Origin of the sequence: Asticcacaulis sp. YBE204, from assembly GCF_000495855.1 — a bacterium.
Classification (GTDB): Bacteria; Pseudomonadota; Alphaproteobacteria; order Caulobacterales; family Caulobacteraceae; genus Asticcacaulis.
This window is the reverse complement of sequence record NZ_AWGF01000001.1, coordinates 594341-612842: the sequence shown is the minus strand read 5'-3', so window position 1 is coordinate 612842 and position 18502 is coordinate 594341. Positions and strand designations below refer to the sequence as shown.

At 61.1% G+C, this 18502-nt stretch carries 17 protein-coding genes; 11 read left to right on the top strand and 6 right to left on the bottom strand.

Annotation, left to right across the window (positions count from 1 at the left end; genetic code table 11):
• Window positions 1–127: 127 nt before the first annotated feature.
• Together AEYBE204_RS23650 and AEYBE204_RS0119830 are read right to left on the bottom strand one after the other, a co-directional pair.
• Complete coding sequence (locus tag AEYBE204_RS23650; protein WP_023460872.1) at window positions 128–802, bottom strand: response regulator transcription factor; 675 nt, start codon at window positions 800–802, stop codon at window positions 128–130.
• Window positions 795–2936, bottom strand: coding sequence for an ATP-binding protein (locus AEYBE204_RS0119830; RefSeq protein ID WP_052019237.1), 2142 nt, complete (start codon window positions 2934–2936; stop codon window positions 795–797). The genes AEYBE204_RS23650 and AEYBE204_RS0119830 overlap by 8 nt, the downstream gene beginning before the upstream one ends.
• Window positions 2937–3172: 236 nt before the next feature.
• On the opposite strand from AEYBE204_RS0119830, the gene AEYBE204_RS23645 reads away from it, so the two are divergent.
• Window positions 3173–5215: a glycoside hydrolase family 97 protein gene (locus AEYBE204_RS23645; RefSeq protein WP_023460870.1), complete on the top strand. Its 2043-nt coding sequence runs from the start codon at window positions 3173–3175 to the stop codon at window positions 5213–5215.
• Between the two features lie 123 nt (window positions 5216–5338).
• Window positions 5339–6034 carry a response regulator gene (locus AEYBE204_RS23640; RefSeq protein WP_023460869.1) on the top strand — a complete coding sequence of 232 codons (696 nt, stop codon included), beginning with the start codon at window positions 5339–5341 and terminating at the stop codon, window positions 6032–6034.
• A 67-nt stretch (window positions 6035–6101) separates the two neighbouring features.
• Here the strand turns inward: AEYBE204_RS23640 and AEYBE204_RS23635 are convergent, their stop codons facing one another.
• Both AEYBE204_RS23635 and AEYBE204_RS39820 read right to left on the bottom strand, forming a co-directional pair.
• Window positions 6102–6710, bottom strand: a complete 609-nt coding sequence (locus AEYBE204_RS23635) for a hypothetical protein (protein WP_023460868.1) — start codon at window positions 6708–6710, stop codon at window positions 6102–6104.
• Window positions 6711–6712: 2 nt separating this feature from the next.
• On the bottom strand, window positions 6713–7021 hold the full coding sequence (locus tag AEYBE204_RS39820) for a PadR family transcriptional regulator (RefSeq protein ID WP_081724564.1): 309 nt from the start codon (window positions 7019–7021) through the stop codon (window positions 6713–6715).
• 157 nt (window positions 7022–7178) lie between these two features.
• Between AEYBE204_RS39820 and AEYBE204_RS23625 the strand changes: the two genes are divergently transcribed.
• Window positions 7179–7361 (top strand): DUF1328 domain-containing protein, encoded by a 183-nt coding sequence (locus AEYBE204_RS23625; RefSeq protein WP_023460866.1) that lies wholly within the window; start codon window positions 7179–7181, stop codon window positions 7359–7361.
• 55 nt (window positions 7362–7416) lie between these two features.
• On the opposite strand, the gene AEYBE204_RS23620 is transcribed toward AEYBE204_RS23625, so the two are convergent.
• Complete coding sequence (locus tag AEYBE204_RS23620) at window positions 7417–8208, bottom strand: FadR/GntR family transcriptional regulator (protein ID WP_023460865.1); 792 nt, start codon at window positions 8206–8208, stop codon at window positions 7417–7419.
• A 149-nt stretch (window positions 8209–8357) separates the two neighbouring features.
• Here AEYBE204_RS23620 and araD1 point away from each other — a divergent pair, with 149 nt between their 5' ends.
• Complete coding sequence (gene araD1, locus AEYBE204_RS23615; RefSeq protein WP_023460864.1) at window positions 8358–9368, top strand: AraD1 family protein; 1011 nt, start codon at window positions 8358–8360, stop codon at window positions 9366–9368.
• Window positions 9369–9662: 294 nt separating this feature from the next.
• On the opposite strand, the gene AEYBE204_RS40655 is transcribed toward araD1, so the two are convergent.
• The gene (locus AEYBE204_RS40655) at window positions 9663–9836 is read right to left on the bottom strand and encodes a hypothetical protein (RefSeq protein WP_023460863.1); all 174 of its coding nucleotides are present in this window, start codon (window positions 9834–9836) and stop codon (window positions 9663–9665) included.
• A gap of 413 nt (window positions 9837–10249) precedes the next feature.
• Between AEYBE204_RS40655 and AEYBE204_RS23610 the strand changes: the two genes are divergently transcribed.
• The 7 genes from AEYBE204_RS23610 to pepN all read left to right on the top strand — a co-directional run bounded on the left by AEYBE204_RS23610 (window position 10250) and on the right by pepN (window position 18409).
• Window positions 10250–10552, top strand: a complete 303-nt coding sequence (locus tag AEYBE204_RS23610) for a hypothetical protein (protein ID WP_023460862.1) — start codon at window positions 10250–10252, stop codon at window positions 10550–10552.
• A gap of 78 nt (window positions 10553–10630) precedes the next feature.
• Window positions 10631–11056 carry a hypothetical protein gene (locus AEYBE204_RS23605; RefSeq protein WP_023460861.1) on the top strand — a complete coding sequence of 142 codons (426 nt, stop codon included), beginning with the start codon at window positions 10631–10633 and terminating at the stop codon, window positions 11054–11056.
• Between the two features lie 117 nt (window positions 11057–11173).
• Window positions 11174–11326, top strand: a complete 153-nt coding sequence (locus AEYBE204_RS23600; protein ID WP_023460860.1) for an entericidin A/B family lipoprotein — start codon at window positions 11174–11176, stop codon at window positions 11324–11326.
• A 101-nt stretch (window positions 11327–11427) separates the two neighbouring features.
• Window positions 11428–13281: an ATP-binding protein gene (locus tag AEYBE204_RS23595; protein ID WP_235068040.1), complete on the top strand. Its 1854-nt coding sequence runs from the start codon at window positions 11428–11430 to the stop codon at window positions 13279–13281.
• Window positions 13278–13742: a response regulator gene (locus AEYBE204_RS23590; protein ID WP_023460858.1), complete on the top strand. Its 465-nt coding sequence runs from the start codon at window positions 13278–13280 to the stop codon at window positions 13740–13742. The genes AEYBE204_RS23595 and AEYBE204_RS23590 overlap by 4 nt, the downstream gene beginning before the upstream one ends.
• A gap of 155 nt (window positions 13743–13897) precedes the next feature.
• The gene (locus AEYBE204_RS23585; protein WP_023460857.1) at window positions 13898–15472 is read left to right on the top strand and encodes a response regulator; all 1575 of its coding nucleotides are present in this window, start codon (window positions 13898–13900) and stop codon (window positions 15470–15472) included.
• A 300-nt stretch (window positions 15473–15772) separates the two neighbouring features.
• Window positions 15773–18409 carry an aminopeptidase N gene (pepN, locus tag AEYBE204_RS23580; protein ID WP_023460856.1) on the top strand — a complete coding sequence of 879 codons (2637 nt, stop codon included), beginning with the start codon at window positions 15773–15775 and terminating at the stop codon, window positions 18407–18409.
• The last annotated feature ends 93 nt before the right edge of the window (window positions 18410–18502 follow it).

Genomic DNA, 18502 nt, shown 5'->3' with positions numbered 1-18502 from the left:
GCGTCGCCTGAGCGACGTGACGGGAGGGTACAGCCAGGACAGTGAAACACGCTTAACTGCCAAGGAAATACCCTCCGTCACTTCGCTGCGCTCAGTGCCACCTCCCCACTGCGTAGGGAGGAGGGAGTCATGCCAAACCTCTATGCACCGCCGCCAGCGTGGCTTCGGCGCGGGAGGACACGTTGAGCTTCTGGTAGATCGTCTTGACGTAGCTGGCGACCGTCTGGCCCTTCAAATTCAGGCGTTTGGCGATCTCGTTGATCGTCAGGCCGCGCGCCAGCAACGTCAGGGTCTCGGTCTCGCGGCTGGTGAGCGGGACGCCCGACGCGCTGATCTGAGGGCGGTTCTGAAAATGCGTGAGCAGCCGCCGGGCGATCGACGGCGACAAAGGCGGTTCGCCCTGCTCGATGCGTTTCAGGTAGCCGACGAACTGTTCCGGCGCCTGGTCTTTCAGCAGATAGCCCTGCGCGCCGGCGGAAATCGCCTCGAACAGATGCGCGTCGTCGTCATAGATCGAGGCGACGACGCTAACCGCTTTCGGGAACTCCGACGTCAGGCGATGGATCAGGCACACGCCCGACCCGTCCGGCAAACCCAGATCGACCAGCACCAGCCACAACCGCTCCGGTGTGGCGGCGAAGTGGTCCAGCCACAGATTGGCGTCGCGACGCGTCGCCGCATCGACGATCTCGGCCTCCGGATAGGCCTCGGTCAGGGCCGCGCGCATCCAGTCGCGGGTCTTGGGCTGATCCTCGATCAGCAGGCAGACCGGCTTTCCGGCCCGGAATACACCGTCATCCATACGCATCCATCCCCGATAAAATCCGTTCCGTCACCGGCAGGTGCAGGGTGACGCATACGCCTGTTCCACTTGATATATCCGCATGACCGCCAGCGGCGGAAAAACGCACCCGCAGTCCCGGCAGACCATTGCCTTCGGTCAGGTTCACGTCGAAGCCCTTGCCATCGTCGGCGATCGTCAGCGTCAGACCCTTATCCAGCCGCACTGCCACGACGACTTGGGCGGCACCCGAATGGCGGATGATGTTCGACACAATTTCGCGCACGCCGGAGACCAGCGCTTTTTGCTGCGCGTGATCGATGACGGCGGTGCTGTCCAGCGGTTCCCAATCGAGCGCGATTCCCGCCGCTTCCAACCGCCCGGCGGCCTCGGCACGCACATCGGCCAGCACGTGGTCGAGCGGCGCGGCTTCGGCCAGCATGGCTGACGACAGGGTGCGAATATCGGCCAGCGCCGATTGCAGGATCGGCCGCGTTCTGTCGTCGGCGACCATCAGGCCCGACAGCAGCCGCGCGCCGACATCGTCGTGCAGGTCCTGCGCCACCTTGCGGCGCTCGGCCTTCGCGCCGCGTTCGTAGGCCTCAAGCCCCGCCACACCGCTATCGATCAGGCTCCATAATTGCCGCACCTGACGTTCCTGCGTCGGGCCGAACAGGCCACGTCCCAGACGCGGCTCGCTCAGGCGCAGGGATTGCCCCGGCACGAAGGACGGCACGCGCAGGTCCACCCCCTCGCCCGCAATCGTCGCCTGCGTCACGTCGCCGGGAATGGCCTCGACGCGCAACGGCTCGAACAGACCGTGCAGCAGGTTGGCCCAACGATCGGCGCGCTCTGTCGCCGGGGCGTGGACGATGTCCAGCGCAGCGGCAAAGCGCGCCTCGTCGTCCATCGCCTTACCGCGTACCAACCGCCGCCACAGGCCGTCGCGCAGAGGCAAATACCCAAAAGCGATCAGCAGCATGGCGACCGTCATGGCCGGGGACTGCCCCAGATGCGCGACATAGACCAGCGCGGCATCGAGCGCGATAAACAGCACGGCGGCCAAAGCAAAAAACAGAATCCGGAACGCCCAGTCACCGGCTTCGAACAGCCGGAACCGGCTGACGGCGAAGGCCAGCCCCAGATAGATGACGAGGAAGCTCAGGAAGGCATAGGCTTCGGGCATGGCCGTCAGGTCGCCGGATAAGGCGTAGAGCGTGACCACCGTCATCCACGCCACGGTCCCCAGCGCCACCGACACCCCCAGCCAGACCAGTGCCGCCCGCCCGCGCGGATCGTGCCGCGTCGCCACGGCCTGTGCCGCGATCAGGCCGAGAATCCCCAACGTATGGACGCCGTTGACGAGGTACGTCCCGCCGGGCGAACCGAGAAGCCGCATCTGATCGGCGACGACGATCGGCACGACGCTGAACAGCATGGCCAGCGCCCAGTTACCCGAGGTCAGTTGCCGCGGATAGATCATCAGCAGGGCGAGGATCGACGTGCCGAACAGCGCCGCTCCGGCGTGGTTGAGCACCATCAGAGACAGAAACAGATGCGGCTCGACCGCCAGAGGCCGTGCGCCATAAACTGCCATGCTGAGCGCCGAGATCATCAGGCCGAAGGCATTGAAAAACAACAGGCGCGTCACCAACTCGCGCGGCCGCATCGCCCACACCCAGCCGCCGATAAAAAAGACGATAAGCCCGGTGACCATCGGCGACCAGAAATGCGGTGTCAGGTCGCTGATCGTCCGCGGCTGGCGCCTCAGGTCATGTACCGGCGCGCCGTCGATCCAAACGCGGATGAAGTCGCCCTGAGCCATGCGGTTCAGCACGGCCTGACGCGACACGAAGCGGTCGTAATCGGCATAGCTGGGCAGGGTGTCGGGCTCGGGCACAAAATCCGCCGCTTCGGGCGTGAACAGCAGCACCTGCGGGTTGGACAGGCCGGTAACGCGACCCTCGAAATTCCCCGTCGTCAGATAGACCGCATCGTCCTTCGCCACGAACTGTCCACTGAACTGCGGCAGGCTGAGGGCCGCCCACAGCGTCAAGACCGCAAACGCCACGGTCGCCGCCGCCACGCCCCACAGGGCGGCGTTGCCCAGCAGGCGGTCAACAGCGACTTTGGACGGCAAACTCGTATCGGGCACGGCTTCGCATAACTTTCTGGACGCGGCCCACCCTGTAACGAGGTCGTAATTCGGGCCTTATTTTGGTCATAATGATTACCCCCAAACGCGGGGGTCGCCAAATGACAATTACTGAAAGGAAGCTGTCGCTGCGTCTTTTTATTCAACGGTGACGGATTTGCCGCGGCTCACATAGGCGGTGACAAGGCGCGGCAAGCGTCCTAACCTGTAGCGGTATAATACGGACAGGGATCGTCATGAGCACCACGACCATCGGCTGGGTCGCCCCCGCCGTCGATACGCCCACCCTCGATGTCGATGTGACGAAAGCCACAGGCTATGCGGTGGTCGCGCAGGCATCGTCGCCCGGTGGCGTGCTGACCGTCCGCGTCGGGCTCGATAAGGAAGGCCGCGCGGCCTATATGATTGATCGTAAGGGTCAGCCGGTGATCGCCCCGTCGCGGCTGGGCTTTATCCTGACCGACCAGCCCAAGCTCGACCGACATTTCGCGCTGGAAGCCGCAAGCATTACGACGCACGACGAGACCTGGGAACAGCCGTGGGGGGAATGGCAGTTCTTGCGCGATCATCACGTCGAACTGCGCGTCGATCTCATTCAGGCGAAGTTCGCCGACCGTCGCATGAGTATCGTGTTCCGCCTGTTCGATGACGGCGTCGGCTTCCGCTATGAATTCCCGGATCAAGCACAACTGCCGGCCCTCAACATCAGCGACGAACTGACCGAATTTGCCGTGGTGGATTCCGCGACCGCCTTCTGGAACGTCGCCGGGGAATGGAGCCGCGAGGAATATATCGTCCAGCAAACGCCTCTGGCCGAAGTGTCGCAATCGCAAACCCCGATGACGGTCAAAACCGACTCAGGCCTCTACATTGCCTTCCACGAAGCGGCCCTGATCGACTATGCCGCCGCGTGGTTGCGCCGCGTGGATGGCCAGCGGATCAAGGTACGTCTGGCCCCCTCGTCCACTGGCCCCAGTGTGACGCGCGACGCCCCCTTTGCAACGCCGTGGCGGACGCTGATCATCACCGACACCGCGCCGGACCTTTATCATTCGCCGCTGATGCTGAACCTCAATGAGCCCAACGTGCTGGGCGATGTAAGCTGGATCAAACCGTTCAAATATGTCGGCATCTGGTGGGACATGCACTTGGGTCTGAAAACGTGGGAAGCGGGCCCCAACCACGGCGCGACGACCGAATACACCAAGCGCTATATCGACTTCGCCGCCGACCACGGCTTTCGCGGCGTGCTGGTCGAAGGGTGGAACCTTGGCTGGGAAGACTGGTTCGCGACAGGGCATCTATTCGATTTCGTCAAAGCCTATCCCGATTTCGACCTTGCCGAGGTGGCCGCCTATGCGCGGGAAAAAGGTGTTCGCATCGTCGGCCACCACGAAACGGCAGGCAATGCCGCGCGCTATGAGTCCCAGATGGAGGCCGCCTTTGCGCTTTATCAGCAGCACGGCGTCGATTCGGTGAAGACCGGCTACGTCGCCGACGCGGGCGGCGCGCAGCTTACGGGTCCCGACGGCACCGTGCATTTTACATGGAACGACAGTCAGGACATGGTCCGCCACTTCCAGCGCGTCACCGAAACCGCCGCGAAATACAAGATCGCCGTCAATACGCACGAACCGATCAAGGACACGGGCCTGCGCCGGACCTGGCCCAACTGGGTGTCGCGCGAAGGCCAGCGCGGCAAGGAATATAATTGCTGGGGCAATCCGCCCAACCCGCCGGAGCACGAGGTCAATCTGATCTTCACGCGCATGCTGTCGGGGCCGATGGACTTCACACCGGGGATCCTCAGCCTCAGGGGTAACGGGCAGCCGATCTATTCCACGAAGGCCAAGCAACTGGCGCTCTATGTGGTGCTCTATTCGCCGATCCACATGGCCGCCGACCTGATCGAGCATTACGAACAGGATATGGTCGCGTTTCAGTTTATCAAGGATGTGCCCACCGACTGGAGCGACACGCGGATGCTCAGCGGCGAACCGGGCGAGCACGCGGCGATCGTGCGTAAAGAGCGCGGCGGCTCCGACTGGTATCTGGGGGCCGTGACCGATGCAGAAGCGCGTCAGGTTACCATAGCGCTCGATTTCCTCGATCCGGGCGCATACGAAGCGCAAATCTATCGCGATGGCGATGATGCCGACTTCCGCACGGATACGCGGCATTCGCTGGTTATCGAGACGGCCACCGTTACTGCTTCCGACAGCCTGACGCTTCGCCTCGCCCCCGGCGGCGGGCAGGCGATCCGCTTCCGCGCCCTGTGACACTTCCCTCCCTTGGGAAATACGGCCTACAGCCGCATTTAATTTTTATTTTTGGAACGCTACCCATAAAGACGATATAAAAACCAATATTTCGACTGGTTTATTGCTTTCAGAGGACGCCTGATGATCGAGAAAAAGAACACTATTCTTGTGGTGGATGACGAGGACGAAATCCGCAAGATGCTGAACATCTTTCTCGATGTGGCGGACTTCAAGGTCGTCGAGAGCGAGAACGGCAAGCAGGCGATCCGCCTGTCGGCCTCGGTCAAGCCGGACCTGATCCTGCTCGATCTCGGCCTGCCCGACATCGACGGCAAGGAAGTCATCCAGACCATCCGTCAGTGGTCGAACATCCCCATTATCGTCCTGACCGCGCGCTCCGAAGACATGGATGCCGCCGCCGCCCTGAACCTCGGCGCCGACGACTACGTGACCAAGCCTTTCTCTGCCGAAGTCCTGCTGGCGCGCATCAACGCCAATCTGCGCAAGTCGGTGGTTAAGGAAGTCGGCGAACCCGACGTCACCAACGGCCCGATCCGCATGGACCTTGTGCGCCACGAAGTCTTCATCGAGGAAAAGAAGGTGCCCTTCACGCCGAAGGAATACGACCTGCTGCGCTTCTTCCTCGTCAACCGCGGGCGCATGCTGACGCACAAGCAGATCCTCAAGGAAGTCTGGGGTCCGGCCCACGTCGACGATACGCAGTATCTGCGCGTCTATATCGGTCAGGTCCGCGAAAAGCTGGAAGCCAAGGAAGGCCTGTCCAAGGCTATCGTCTCGGAATCCGGCATCGGATACCGCATGGAGGTCGTCGCTTAACACACCCCTCCGGTTAAGCGCTCTCTCTGCGAAGAAAACGGCGGCCGCGCCCCCAACGGCCGCCGTTTTATTTTGCCTGTTTGCGATCGGCGGCGCGACGGATCAAGGCCCCTCCGCCAGCACTCACAGCAAGAAGCATCATGAACGCCAGTTCGCCGATGACAGGTGGCAGGTTCATCCAGTGAAGATAAACAAAAGTAACCGGCTGACCTTCAATGACCCAGTTATAGTGGGCCAGCGCCCAGTAGACCTGCGCCAGACAGATCATGGTCATCAGCGGAACCGCGACTCTCAGCAGCCTCGGCCGCCACATACCGATGGCCAGTGCGTAAAGCATGTATTTTAAGCCGCTCTGAAAAAAGAAGGCCATCCGGTTGATATCGTCAGGCCCGATGATAACGGGCTTCGAGCCAGACGGTATAACCGGTAAAATAACATTCTGCCACCACCAGTGGCTCCAGATATCGAACCCGAAAAACGGCACGGCAAAAATGATGGCCAACCATAGTCCGTCGGCTTTCAAGCGCCAGCCGGAAGCCACCATAAGACAGCCTGCGGCCCAGCCTAGCCGACCTCGTGACTCCGCTGCATATTCGCCGCGCATGGCCTCAGACCATAGTGCCTGATCTTTCGGCGTCAGTGCATAGGTCAGTTTCATCAACAAATCGGCAATCATGATCAGACCCCCCTCGGCTCTGCGGAAAATGGTGCGGTCTCGTGACTATCTACCTCGATCAAGGCCGCACGGCCCTGCCCGGTCAGGCGATAGGCGTGACGCGGCGGACGTCCCGGTTTTTCGGTCTCAAGCCACTGCCCTTCGACCAGTCCGCGTTCACTAAGGCGGATCAGGATAGGGTAAAGGCTGCCGGATTTGAGTCCGGTGGCGGCGGACAACTCAAGGCCATAGAGCCAGTTCTGCCCGCCAGCACTGAGGGCGGTCAGAACAGAGAGCGTCTGGGGTGATAAGCGGCGGGATTTTCGCGACATGAGACAAAACTATATATATGTAGAGTTTTGTCAAGCGATGCTGAAAAGTCATTTATTTCCGGCTTATGGCCTAAACCCTCTCCCGTTTTGCATCCTTATGGGACAGAGCGCAGGATGGTCTTCGAGCTAATATACACTCAGTTTACGGAGACTTTCCATGTTGAGATGGGTCATCACCTTCTTCATTCTGGCCGTTGTGGCCGCCCTGTTCGGCTTCTCCGGCCTCGCCGGCACCTTTGCCGATATCGCCAAGTTCATCGCCGTGATCTTCGTGGTGCTGTTCATCGCCGGTCTGGTCTACAACGCCATTACCGGACGCAGCGCGAACCCGCGATTATAGCCGGTATTAAACTCGACAAACAAAAACCCCGCCGATGACTCGGCGGGGTTTTTGTTTAGGTGCGCGGTTCCAGATACTGCGTCTTCATCGTGCGCTGCGTATCATCGAGCGCCATTCGGATCAGCGATTCCATGCACCAGCGCGCGGCACCTGCATCCTGACGTAGGATGGCGTCATAGACGCGGCGATGGTCCGGCACTGGATCGCGCAACAATGGCCCGCTGCGTTGTTTGAAACGCGTCGACCACGCCACCGCCGCTCCGATGGAGTGGCTCAAGGACGCCAGAGCCTCATTGCCCGTGGCGTTCATCAGCGCGTCGTGGAACTCCAGATCGGCCTTGCGCCCGGTCTCGGTCGCCAGCGTCTCAGCCTCCATCACATCCAGCGCCGTATCCATCGCTTTCAGGTGCGCCTCGGTCCGCCGCAAGGCCGCCAGCTCTGCCGCCGCCGGTTCGGTGATCAGACGCAGTTCGAACAGGCCCTTGATGAACTCTTCCGACGGCTCGGTTTCGAACATCCAGCCCAGCACCTCCGGATCGAGAATGTTCCAGCGCTTGCGCTCGGTGACCTTGGTTCCGGCCTTGGGACGGCTTTCGACCATGCCCTTGGCCGCCAGGATGCGGATCGCCTCGCGATAGGCCGAGCGCGAAATGTCGAGCGTCGACGACGAATCGATTTCGTTGGGCAGGACCTGACCGGGGGCATAGACGCCTTTGAGAATATCCACCCCCAGACGATGGGCCAGCGCCCCGTGCAAACGCCCCTGAAAATTGAGGCCGAAGCTCTGCTCCTGCGCCGAAGACGGGAGACGGCGAAGCGCCAGGCGGGGTGAGGTATCGGTGGTCATTAACATCCCTGTCTTTTACCCTTGCCGCCCGACGGCCGCAAAAGTCTGAGATTCTCAATAACCATCATAAACACGATTTGACAAACGCGAAAGCGCGGCCTAATCACGATGAATTGTCTGAGTTATATTCCATAAAAGCGAGGAACGCCATGACCTTACGCCTGATCCAGTTCGTCGACACCCACGGAGCGCGCGGTGTCGCCGCCGGTGAGGACGACGGTTCCGCCAAAGCCATCCTCGGCGTGTCGTCGACCTACGAACTGGCCCGTGCCGCCATCGCCGCCAGGCGTTCGATTGCCGATCAGGTGGCCGAACAAGGTCTGGGCGAGGCGGTCGATATCGCGCTGGCCCTGTCGGAAGGCCGCATCCTGTCGCCGATCGATCATCCCGATCCCGCGCATCTGCACCTGACCGGCACCGGTCTGACGCACCTCGGTTCCGCCGAGGGGCGCGACAAGATGCACAAGGCGGCGGCCAGCGGCGAGGAAAACCTGACCGATTCGATGCGCATGTTCCTGATGGGCGTGAAGAACGGCAAGCCGGAAACCGGCACGGTCGGCGCGCAGCCGGAATGGTTCTACAAGGGCAACGGCCACGGCCTTGTCGGTCCGGGTCAGGCACTGGTCTCGCCGGATTTTGCCGAAGACGGCGGCGAAGAGCCGGAAATGGCCGGGATCTACGTCATCGGCGACGACGCACAGGCCTATCGCATCGGCTTTGCCCTGGCCAACGAGTTTTCCGATCACGTGGTTGAAAAGCAGAACTATCTGTGGCTGGCCCATTCCAAGCTGCGTCCGGCGTCGCTGGGGGTCGAAATCCTGACCGGCGACTTGCCGAGCCACGTTCAGGGCACTTCGAAGATCGTGCGCGGCAACGAAGTCATCTGGCAAAAGCCGTTCATTTCGGGCGAGGACAATATGTCCCACACGTTTGAGAATCTCGAGCACCACCACTTCAAATACGCTCTGTTCCGCGTGCCGGGCGACGTACATGTGCACTGCTTCGGTACGGCCACGGCCTCGTTTGCCGACGGCGTGGCGACGCAGGACGGCGACGTGTTCGAGATCGACGCCAAGCCGTTCGTGCATGCCCTGCGCAATCCGCTCAAGACCACACCGACGGAAACGGCGAGCCAGACGGCGAAGGTCGTCAGGTTGTAAGACGCCCTCCCCTATCGAGCCTTCAGCGAAGATGGGGAGGTGGCGCTGAGTGTAATGAAGCGACGGAGGGGGATTACTCCGCCGATCTAAAAGACGCGAACCTTGTCGTTTGAGCCCCAAAACCAAAACCTCAACGCGCAACTCTTTCCGCGTCATCCCCCTCCGTCATTTGCTGCGCAAATGCCACCTCCCCACAGCGTAGGGAGGAGAAAAATGAAACACAAAAACACCCCCGGTCAGCGACCGGGGGTGTTTTTGGCTGCTAGGCGTAGACGTTAAACCTTGGGTCGAAATCTAGGGCTTTTCGGAGCCGACCGGGTTCACCTTGGGCAGCTTGCCCTTTTCGATGCGGCCTTCGTTGCGCAGCTTGCGGCCGTCGACCGCCATCTTGTCGTTGCCGATGGCCTCGCCGAGTTCTTCTTCGGCAGCGCCCGCGGTTTCCTTGATCGAACCTTTAAAATCGCTCATCTGAAAGCTCCTTGCTTTAAAGTAAGAGGGGCAGTCGCCCGGCATCGCAATGCCCGTGACTGAGGCCTTTATCATGCCTGCCGGATCGTCAGGTTTCGCTGAGTTTGCAAGGGTTTTCGCATAAGTATGCCGTCAGGGTCACGCCACCGCCAAAACCTTTACCGTGCGCTTATTTTTGCACCGGCGCATAGACATGGCATCCTTAAAGCGCCGTCGGTAGGGTCAAGTCATCACATCCACACGGATCAGCCGACACGGACAAAACGAGACACCCCCCATCCTCGTTTTGCGCAGTCCACACACAGCCCTCCGTGTCAGACATCCCCCCGCCCCGCGATCCGTGTGGATGTGACACCCCTTTCTTCCTCCCCCCGAAACCCCGATTTTTTTGAAATTACGACAGGAGAGCCACGATGTTGTCCCCCGCTACCAAAGCCGCCGCCGGTGTCACCAAGGTTCTGGCGGAACACGATGTTCGTTCCGACGCCGACCGCGCGCTGAACAAGGCTGAGGACGGTGCCCACAAGGTCATCGACGACCTGACCCACCGCGCCAGTGAAGCCGGCGCCAAGGTCCGCACCTTTTTCGACGACGCTCAGGGTCACCTGAACACCGCCGGTGGTCGCCTGAACAAGGAAGTCCATGACAATCCGGTTCGCACCGGCCTTCTGGCCCTGGGCGCCGGTGTCCTGCTCGGCATGCTGATCAAGCGCTAAGCCTGACCTGTAAAGCTAACCGGCGGGCGAAGTCTTTAACGGACTTCGCCCGCTTTTTTCGTCTTATCCGGAACCCAGATGTCACTCGTTGCCCAAGCCGTCGATCTTTTGTTGACCCGCCACCGCATCACCTCGGTCAGGCCTCACGTTCAGGCCCTCCTTGTGGCATTGGCCGGACTGCTGGCCCTTATCGTGTTTACGATGTCGGCTCTCGCCTTGCTGCTGTTTACCGGCCTGTGGCTGGCGTTCAGCCTGATGATCAATGCCGGGATGGGTACGCTGAGCGCCGGTCTGTTCATCGGCGCGGGCATAGTCGTCCTGTTGTGCGGGCTGGGCTGGGCGCTGGTAAGAGCGCAAAGAACCGTGCGGCGGGCCTTCGATACGCTTATCGGCGAAGGCACGAGCCTACCGGGCCAGAAAACACTCACCAATACCGTCAGTGGCGCGGTCGGCATCTTCACGGCGTTCCGTCAGGGATTAAAGCGCGGTAAAAAAGCCCCCTGATTTTACTTGCTGCTTTTTTACAATTTCCCCCTCACGCAGAATAGACCCATTACCGGCGCAGGTGCAGTGTCAACTTACGATGGGGATCACCGAGATACGCACTCAAAGGATATGCACATGACCAAGAAATCCGCAAAGCTGCTCTTCATCGCCGGTCTGGCCCTGGCCATCCCCGCCCTGAACGCCTGCAACACGATCGAAGGCGCCGGCAAGGACGTCTCGGCGGGTGGCGATGCCGTTTCCGAAGCGGCCAAGGAAGCCAAGAAGTAAGACTGGACTATCCAGAGAATTTACAGGCCTAATGCCTTTGACGGGCATTAGGCCTTAGTAGCGTTTTTAGCTGACGTTTCGGGAAGCGGGGAAAGCGGGAAATGATGTGGCAGGGCTTGCTGAGGCGCAAACACTACTACCTCGTCATGTTCGCGCTGATTTCCATCGCCGTCGTCGCCTTCTCCTTCATCGTTTACAAACACTACGAACGCATTCAGGCGCGCAACGATGCCGCGCTTTACGAATACGAAATGATTCGCCTGAGCCGGGTCGTGGTGGTCGATTTGCTCGACATGGAAACCGGGGTTCACGCCTATCTGATTTCCGGTGAACCCACCACGCTCGAAGCCTATATGGTGGCACGCAAGATGCTGGAGCGCGACCTCAGCGGTCTCAGCGGCCTGATTCTGCGCAAGGACCCGGAATCGGCGGGCGATCTCTATCTGTGGATCGAGCGTATTCGCGCCTTTCGCAAGGTGCTGGACGACCAGATCGAGAACCGGACGCTGGAGCGCGGACAGGCAATTCAGCTCAAGACCTTCGAGAAGCAGACGAAGGAAATGGCCAATATCCGCCGCCTGATCGAGACCAATACGGTCAAGCGGCTGATCAAGGTCCGCCTTCAGGCCGCCGAGGCCAAGGTCGAGCGCAGCAATTTCTTTTATACGGTCGTCATCGGCAATGTGCTGCTGATCGGTATCGTCCTGATGGGAACCGTGACCATTATCAATCTGGAGACCGAATTCCAGAACCGGCTGGCGGCGCAGGAGGCCAGTCAGCAGCGCTACCGCGAAGTCACCGAAGGCATCAATGACGGCCTGTTCGAGATCAACTTTCTGACCGACGAATTCTACTGCTCCGCCGCCTACAAGGCCATGCTCGGCTACGGGCCGGACGAGATCGCCAACGAGGCGCAGGTCATGCGCAACCTGATCCATCCCGACGATCGCGCCGACTCCGATGCGGCGCTCAGGCGTTATATGGACGGCAGCGATCCGGTCTACCGCAACGTCTTCCGCATGAAGCACAAGGACGGCGGCTATCGCTGGATATTGTCGCGCGGCGTTGGCATCGGCGACGATTTCAGCTCGTTCAAGACGATGATCGGTACCCACGCCGATATCACCGAACAGAAGCAGCGCGAGGAGGAACTGCGCCAGCTCTATGCCGACCTTGAAACCTTCACCTATATCACCTCGCACGACCTGCGCTCGCCGCTGGTCAATCTGAAAGGCTTCTCGAAGGAGCTGGAACTGTCGGTGACCGACGTGACGGCGGCCCTGAAACCTTACGAGGCCAAATTCAAACCCGAAGACCGCAAGGTGCTCGACACGGCGCTGAAAGAGGACATCCCCGAAGCGCTCGGCTTCATCGCCAAGGGCGTCGAGCGCATGGACAGCCTGACGCGCGCCATCCTCGACCTGTCGCGCATCGGCAAGCGCGTCTTCACGCTGGAAAAGGTCGACGCGCAGGCCGTGTTCGACAAATGCATCGGCGCGCTGGGCTACGATATCACGCACAAGGGCATCGCCATCGACTGCCAGCCCTTGCCGACGCTCGTCACCGACCCGATCGCTCTGGAGCAGATCTTCGGCAATCTGCTCGACAACGCCGTGAAATATCTGCGACCCGATGTGCCGGGCCGCATCGAGGTGTCGGTGCGCGAAACCTCCAACGACTTCATCTTTACGGTGGCCGACAATGGCCGCGGCATCGACGACGTCGACAAGCCCAAGGTGTTCGAGATTTTCCGCCGCGCCCGCAATACGACCGAGGTCGGCGGGCTGGGGCTCGGCATGGCCTATGTCAAGGCGACCTTGCGGCGGCTGTCGGGCGGTATATGGTTTGAATCGACAATCGATGAGGGCACGCGCTTTCATTTCCGTCTTCCGAAACGCGCAGCGGTCACCGAGCCGGTCACACCGCCCGCTGACGACATCAGGGTATCCGCATGATCATCAACAAATTCGACGCGCAGTTCACCCTGGTCATGATCGAGGACGACGCCGGCCACGCCAAGCTGATTCGCAAGAATCTGGAGCGCGCCGGGATCGGCAATCCGATCCTGCATTTCGACGACGGGCAAAAGGCCATCGACCACTTCTTCAACAATGGCCTGAGCGACGATCAGAACAAGGAACAGCATCAGAAGTCGCTGGTTCTGCTCGACCTTAATTTGCCCCATATCGACGGCTATGAGATTTTGCGCCGCCTGAAAGGCGACCCGGCGACCCGCGCCATCCCGGTCATCGTGCTGACCACCACCGACAATCCGCGCGAAATCGATCGCTGCTATGAGCTGGGCTGCAACGTCTATATCACCAAGCCGGTCGAATACGATAACTTCTCCGACGCCATCCGCAAGCTGGGCCTGATGCTGGCCGTGGTGCAGGTGCCGCATACGGTGATGAAATGATTTTAAGCCCCCTCTCCCCCGCGGGGAGAGGGTTGGGGTGAGGGGGAGTCACAAACTCCGCTATTGCCTCTTACACCCCCTCACCCGGCGCTTCGCGCCACCCTCTCCCCCCAATATTTAGTTTTTGGGGGGCGAGGGGATAAAGAGCAAGCTACATGCCCAATACCCCGCTGACGACCATCCTCTATATCGAAGACGACGACGCGCTGGGCCGCCTGCTGCAAAAACGGATGCAGCGGCACGGCCTGACCGTCGAACTGGCCGAAACGGCAGAGGCCGGACTGAAGCTGCTGGAGGAGGTACCCTACGACCTGATCCTGCTCGACTACAACCTGCCGGGGATGAACGGCCTCGAGATGCTGCGCGAGATGAAGCGGCGTGAAGATACCACCCCCGTCATCATTCTCACCGCAGGCGGGGATGAGCGCATCGCTATCGATGCCATGGAACAGGGCGCCGCCGACTACGCGGTCAAGGACATCAATCAGGCCTATCTCGACCTCCTGCCCGCCGTCATGCACGCGGCCTTCGTCAAGGAAAAACTGCTGCGCGAAAACGTGCGTCAGCGCCACGAACTGCAACAGGCCAAGGAGCGCGCCGAAGCCGCGTCTCAGGCCAAGACCGATTTTCTGGCGACGATGAGCCACGAAATCCGTACGCCGATGAACGTGGTAACCGGCCTGTCCGACATCCTGATCAAGTCGCCGCTCAACGACGATCAGTACCGCATCGTCGAGACCCTGCGCACCAATGCGCAACTGCTGCTGCGCCTGATCAACGATCTGCTCGATATTTCCAGAATTGAAGACAATAGAATCGAACTGGAAACGGTTGCCTTCCGCCCGTCCGACGTTCTGGCCGATCTCAAGATGATGTTCGCGCAGGATATCGAGCGCAAGGGTCTGGCTTTCGGGCTCGACGACCAGATGCAGGGCCTTGCCGTCACTGGCGACCGCACGCGGTTGCAGCAGGTGCTGATGAACCTGATTTCCAACGCGCTGAAATTCACCTCGGCGGGCGAGATCGAGCTGACCGGCGAAGGAGAAAAAGTTGGCGACAAGATCGCCCTGACCTTCCGCGTGCGCGACACCGGCATCGGCATCGCCGAGGCCAAACGCGCCCAGATATTCGACAAGTTCACCCAGGCCGACGCCTCGATCACCCGGCGCTTCGGCGGCTCGGGGCTGGGCCTGTCGATCGCGCGGGCTCTGATGGAGGTCATGGGCGGCGACATTTCGGTCGACAGCCGCGAAGGCGCGGGCTCAACCTTCATCGTGCGCCTGACCCTGCCCGCGGCTGCCGTGGCCGCGCCGGTCGATACCCTGCCCGCGCCGCCGGTCGAGGCCGGGGAGCGCGCCCGCGTTCTGATCGTCGAGGACTATGCGCCGAACATCATGGTTGCGACCCTGATGCTGGAAGAGATGGGCTTCGACGCCGAGGCCGCCGAGTCCGGCGCCGAAGCGCTGGAGCGGATCGAAGCGGCGGAACGGCCCTATCACGCCATTCTGATGGACGTGCAGATGTATGGGATGGACGGATTCGAGACCACCCGTCGCATCCGTGACATGGAAGGCGGCAAGGGTCTGCGTCATCGTATTATCGGGGTGACGGCCCATGCGCTGGCCGGGGATCGCGAACGCTGTCTGGAAGCGGGGATGGACGACTATCTGTCCAAGCCGATCCAGCCGGGGCTGCTGGCGCAGAAATTGCGCGAGTTGAGTTTGGCATAAGTTTCCTCCAAATCTATACCTCCCCGCGGACGGGGTATAGCGCAGCGAAAGTATAGCTTTCGCCAGCGATGGGCATCGCAAAGCGATGACAGGTGGGGTGGTCTTACTTTCTCATAATAGCAACCGCTGAACTTCGGCAAAGCACCCGACCACCATTTGCTCCGCAAATGGTCCCCCTCCCCGCACTAAAGTGCAGGGAGGTATGATAATGAGGGGCTATTTTCCGCATCATAAATTTGTAATGCCGGTAAGGACGAACCTGCTATAGCTTGGCGGTCAGTCTTTTTTGCCGAGCCTCCCATGCGCACTGAAATCGCCCGTCCGATCCGCCTCACCGACTATAAGGCGCCCGACTTCCGCGTTACCGACACGAGGCTGGTCTTCGACCTGCACCCGACCGAAACCAGGGTCACGGCGACCCTCAGCCTTGAGCGCATCGGGGCCGCCGACGCGCCGCTGGTCCTGTTGGGCGAGCGGCTGAAACTGCTGGGCGTCTCGCTCGACGGTCGCGCACTGGAAACCGGCGATTACAAGGTGACGCCCGAAACCCTGACGATCAACGACGTGCCGGACGCCTTCACGCTGACCATCGCGGTCGAGATCAACCCGCAGGACAACAAGACGCTGGAAGGCCTCTACATGTCCTCGGGCCGTTACTGCACGCAGTGCGAGGCCGAGGGCTTCCGCAAGATCGTTTATTTCCCCGACCGCCCGGACGTCCTGTCGAAGTTCACCGTCACCGTGCGCGCGCCGAAGGCCGGCTTCCCGCACCTGCTGTCGAACGGCAACCTTATCGAACAAGGTGAAGACGGCGACATGCACTACGCCGTGTGGGAAGATCCGTTCTTCAAACCGTCCTACCTGTTCGCCCTGGTCGCCGGGGAACTGGACGTACTGGAGGACGATTTTACCACCGCGTCGGGCCGCACCGTCGATCTGAAAATCTATGTCGATACGGGAATGCGCGAGCGCGCCGCCTACGCGATGGACGCGCTGAAACGCTCGATGCGCTGGGACGAGGAGGTCTACGGCCTCGAATACGATCTCGACCTGTTCATGATCGTCGCCGTGCGCGATTTCAACTTCGGGGCCATGGAAAACAAGGGCCTGAACATCTTCAACGCCTCGTTGCTGCTGGCCGATCCCGACACGGCGACCGACCTCGATTATGAGCGCATCGAAAGCGTCATCGCCCACGAATATTTCCATAACTGGTCGGGCAACCGCGTCACCTGCCGCGACTGGTTCCAGCTGTGCCTCAAGGAAGGCCTGACCGTCTTCCGCGATCAGGGGTTCAGCGCCGATATGCGCGGCGACGCGGTTCAGCGCATCAAGGACGTCAAGGCCCTGCGCGCGCGGCAATTCCCCGAAGACGCCGGGCCGTTGGCTCATCCGGTGCGCCCGTCGTCCTATCTCAAGATCGACAATTTCTACACCGCGACCATCTATGAAAAAGGCGCGGAAATCGTCGGCATGTTGAAGACCTATGTCGGGCCGGAGGTGTACCGTCAGGCGCTGGATCATTATTTCCAGACCAATGACGGTACGGCGGCGACGCTTGAAGATTTCCTGAAAAGCTTCGAAGCCGTCACCGGCGAGGATTTCGCGCCGTGGCTGAAATGGTACGTGCAGGCGGGGACGCCGCACCTGACGATCACGCCTACCTACGACGCGGCAACCCAACGCCTGACGCTGGCGCTGGCGCAGGTCACCCACCCGACCCCGGCCCAGGCCAACAAGCACCCGGTGCCGATCCCGATCCGCCTCGGCCTGCTGTCCGAAGACGGCGCACCCCTGACCTTTACGGTCGAGGGCAAAACCGTCAGCGACACCCTGTTCGTGCTGCGCGAGGCCGAAGCGACGTTGGTACTCGACAATGTTGCCACCGCGCCGGTGGTCTCGGCCCTGCGCCGTTTCTCGGCCCCGGTCAAACTGACCCTCACCGAGCCCGATGCGCATAAATTCGCCCGCTTCCGTGGCGATGCCGACCCGTTCAACCGCTGGGAAGCGGCGCAAAGCCTCGCCAAGAACCTGATCCTGTCGGCGACGGGCACAGCCGCCGCCTATGCCGAGGCCCTGCGCGCGACGCTGAACGACGACACGCTTGATGACGCGTTCAAGGCCCTGATCATCGGCCTGCCGACGGAGCCCGATCTGGCGCAGATCCTGACGCCCGTCGATCCGGCCTATATTCATACGCGACGCAGCGCCTTGAAGGGCGAACTGTCCCACGCTCTGTTTGCCGATCTGGAAGCGCTGTACGAAACATTCGAGACCGAACGGCTGGAAGCGCGAGCCGCGTTCAGCCCGGACGCCAAATCCGCCGGTCGCCGCGCCCTGCGCAACGCGTTGCTTGATCTGATGATGGCCAGCTACGCGACGGGCGATCAGGCCAGACGTGAAAAACTGGCCCGTCGTTCGCAGTATCACTATCAGATAGCGGACAACATGACCGACCAGATGGCCGGGCTCAACGCCATCGCTCAGGTCCACGGCGAAGACTACGACGGCAGCCTCGCGCATTTCTATGACCGCTTCAAGGATGAGCCTCTGGTGCTCGACAAGTGGTTCGCCGCCCAGGCCATGTGCGCCAATCCTGAGACGCTGGACCGCGTGCGCCGCCTGACGCAGCATCCCGATTTCGACGCCCGCGTACCCAACCGCTGGCGCGCCGTGGTGCAGGCCTTTGCCGCCAACAACCCCAGCGTCTTCCACGACGTGTCGGGTCAGGGTTACGACTTCATCGCCGATCAGATCTTGCAGGTCGACAAATTCAATCCGATGACGGCGGCGCGACTGGTCGAGGTCTTCGGCGGTTTCACACGTTATGCCGAACCGCATGCCGGGCTGATGAAGGCGGCGCTGGAGCGCATTCTGGCGACGCCGGACCTGTCGAAGAACGTCAGCGAACTGGCGGGTAAGGCCTTGGCGGCCTAAACCTTAACGGCTTGAAAAGTATTGGTGCGTATAGGCTGATATCAGATAGGAACGTTATTACGCTCTCCCTCCTCCCTATGCTTGCATGGGGAG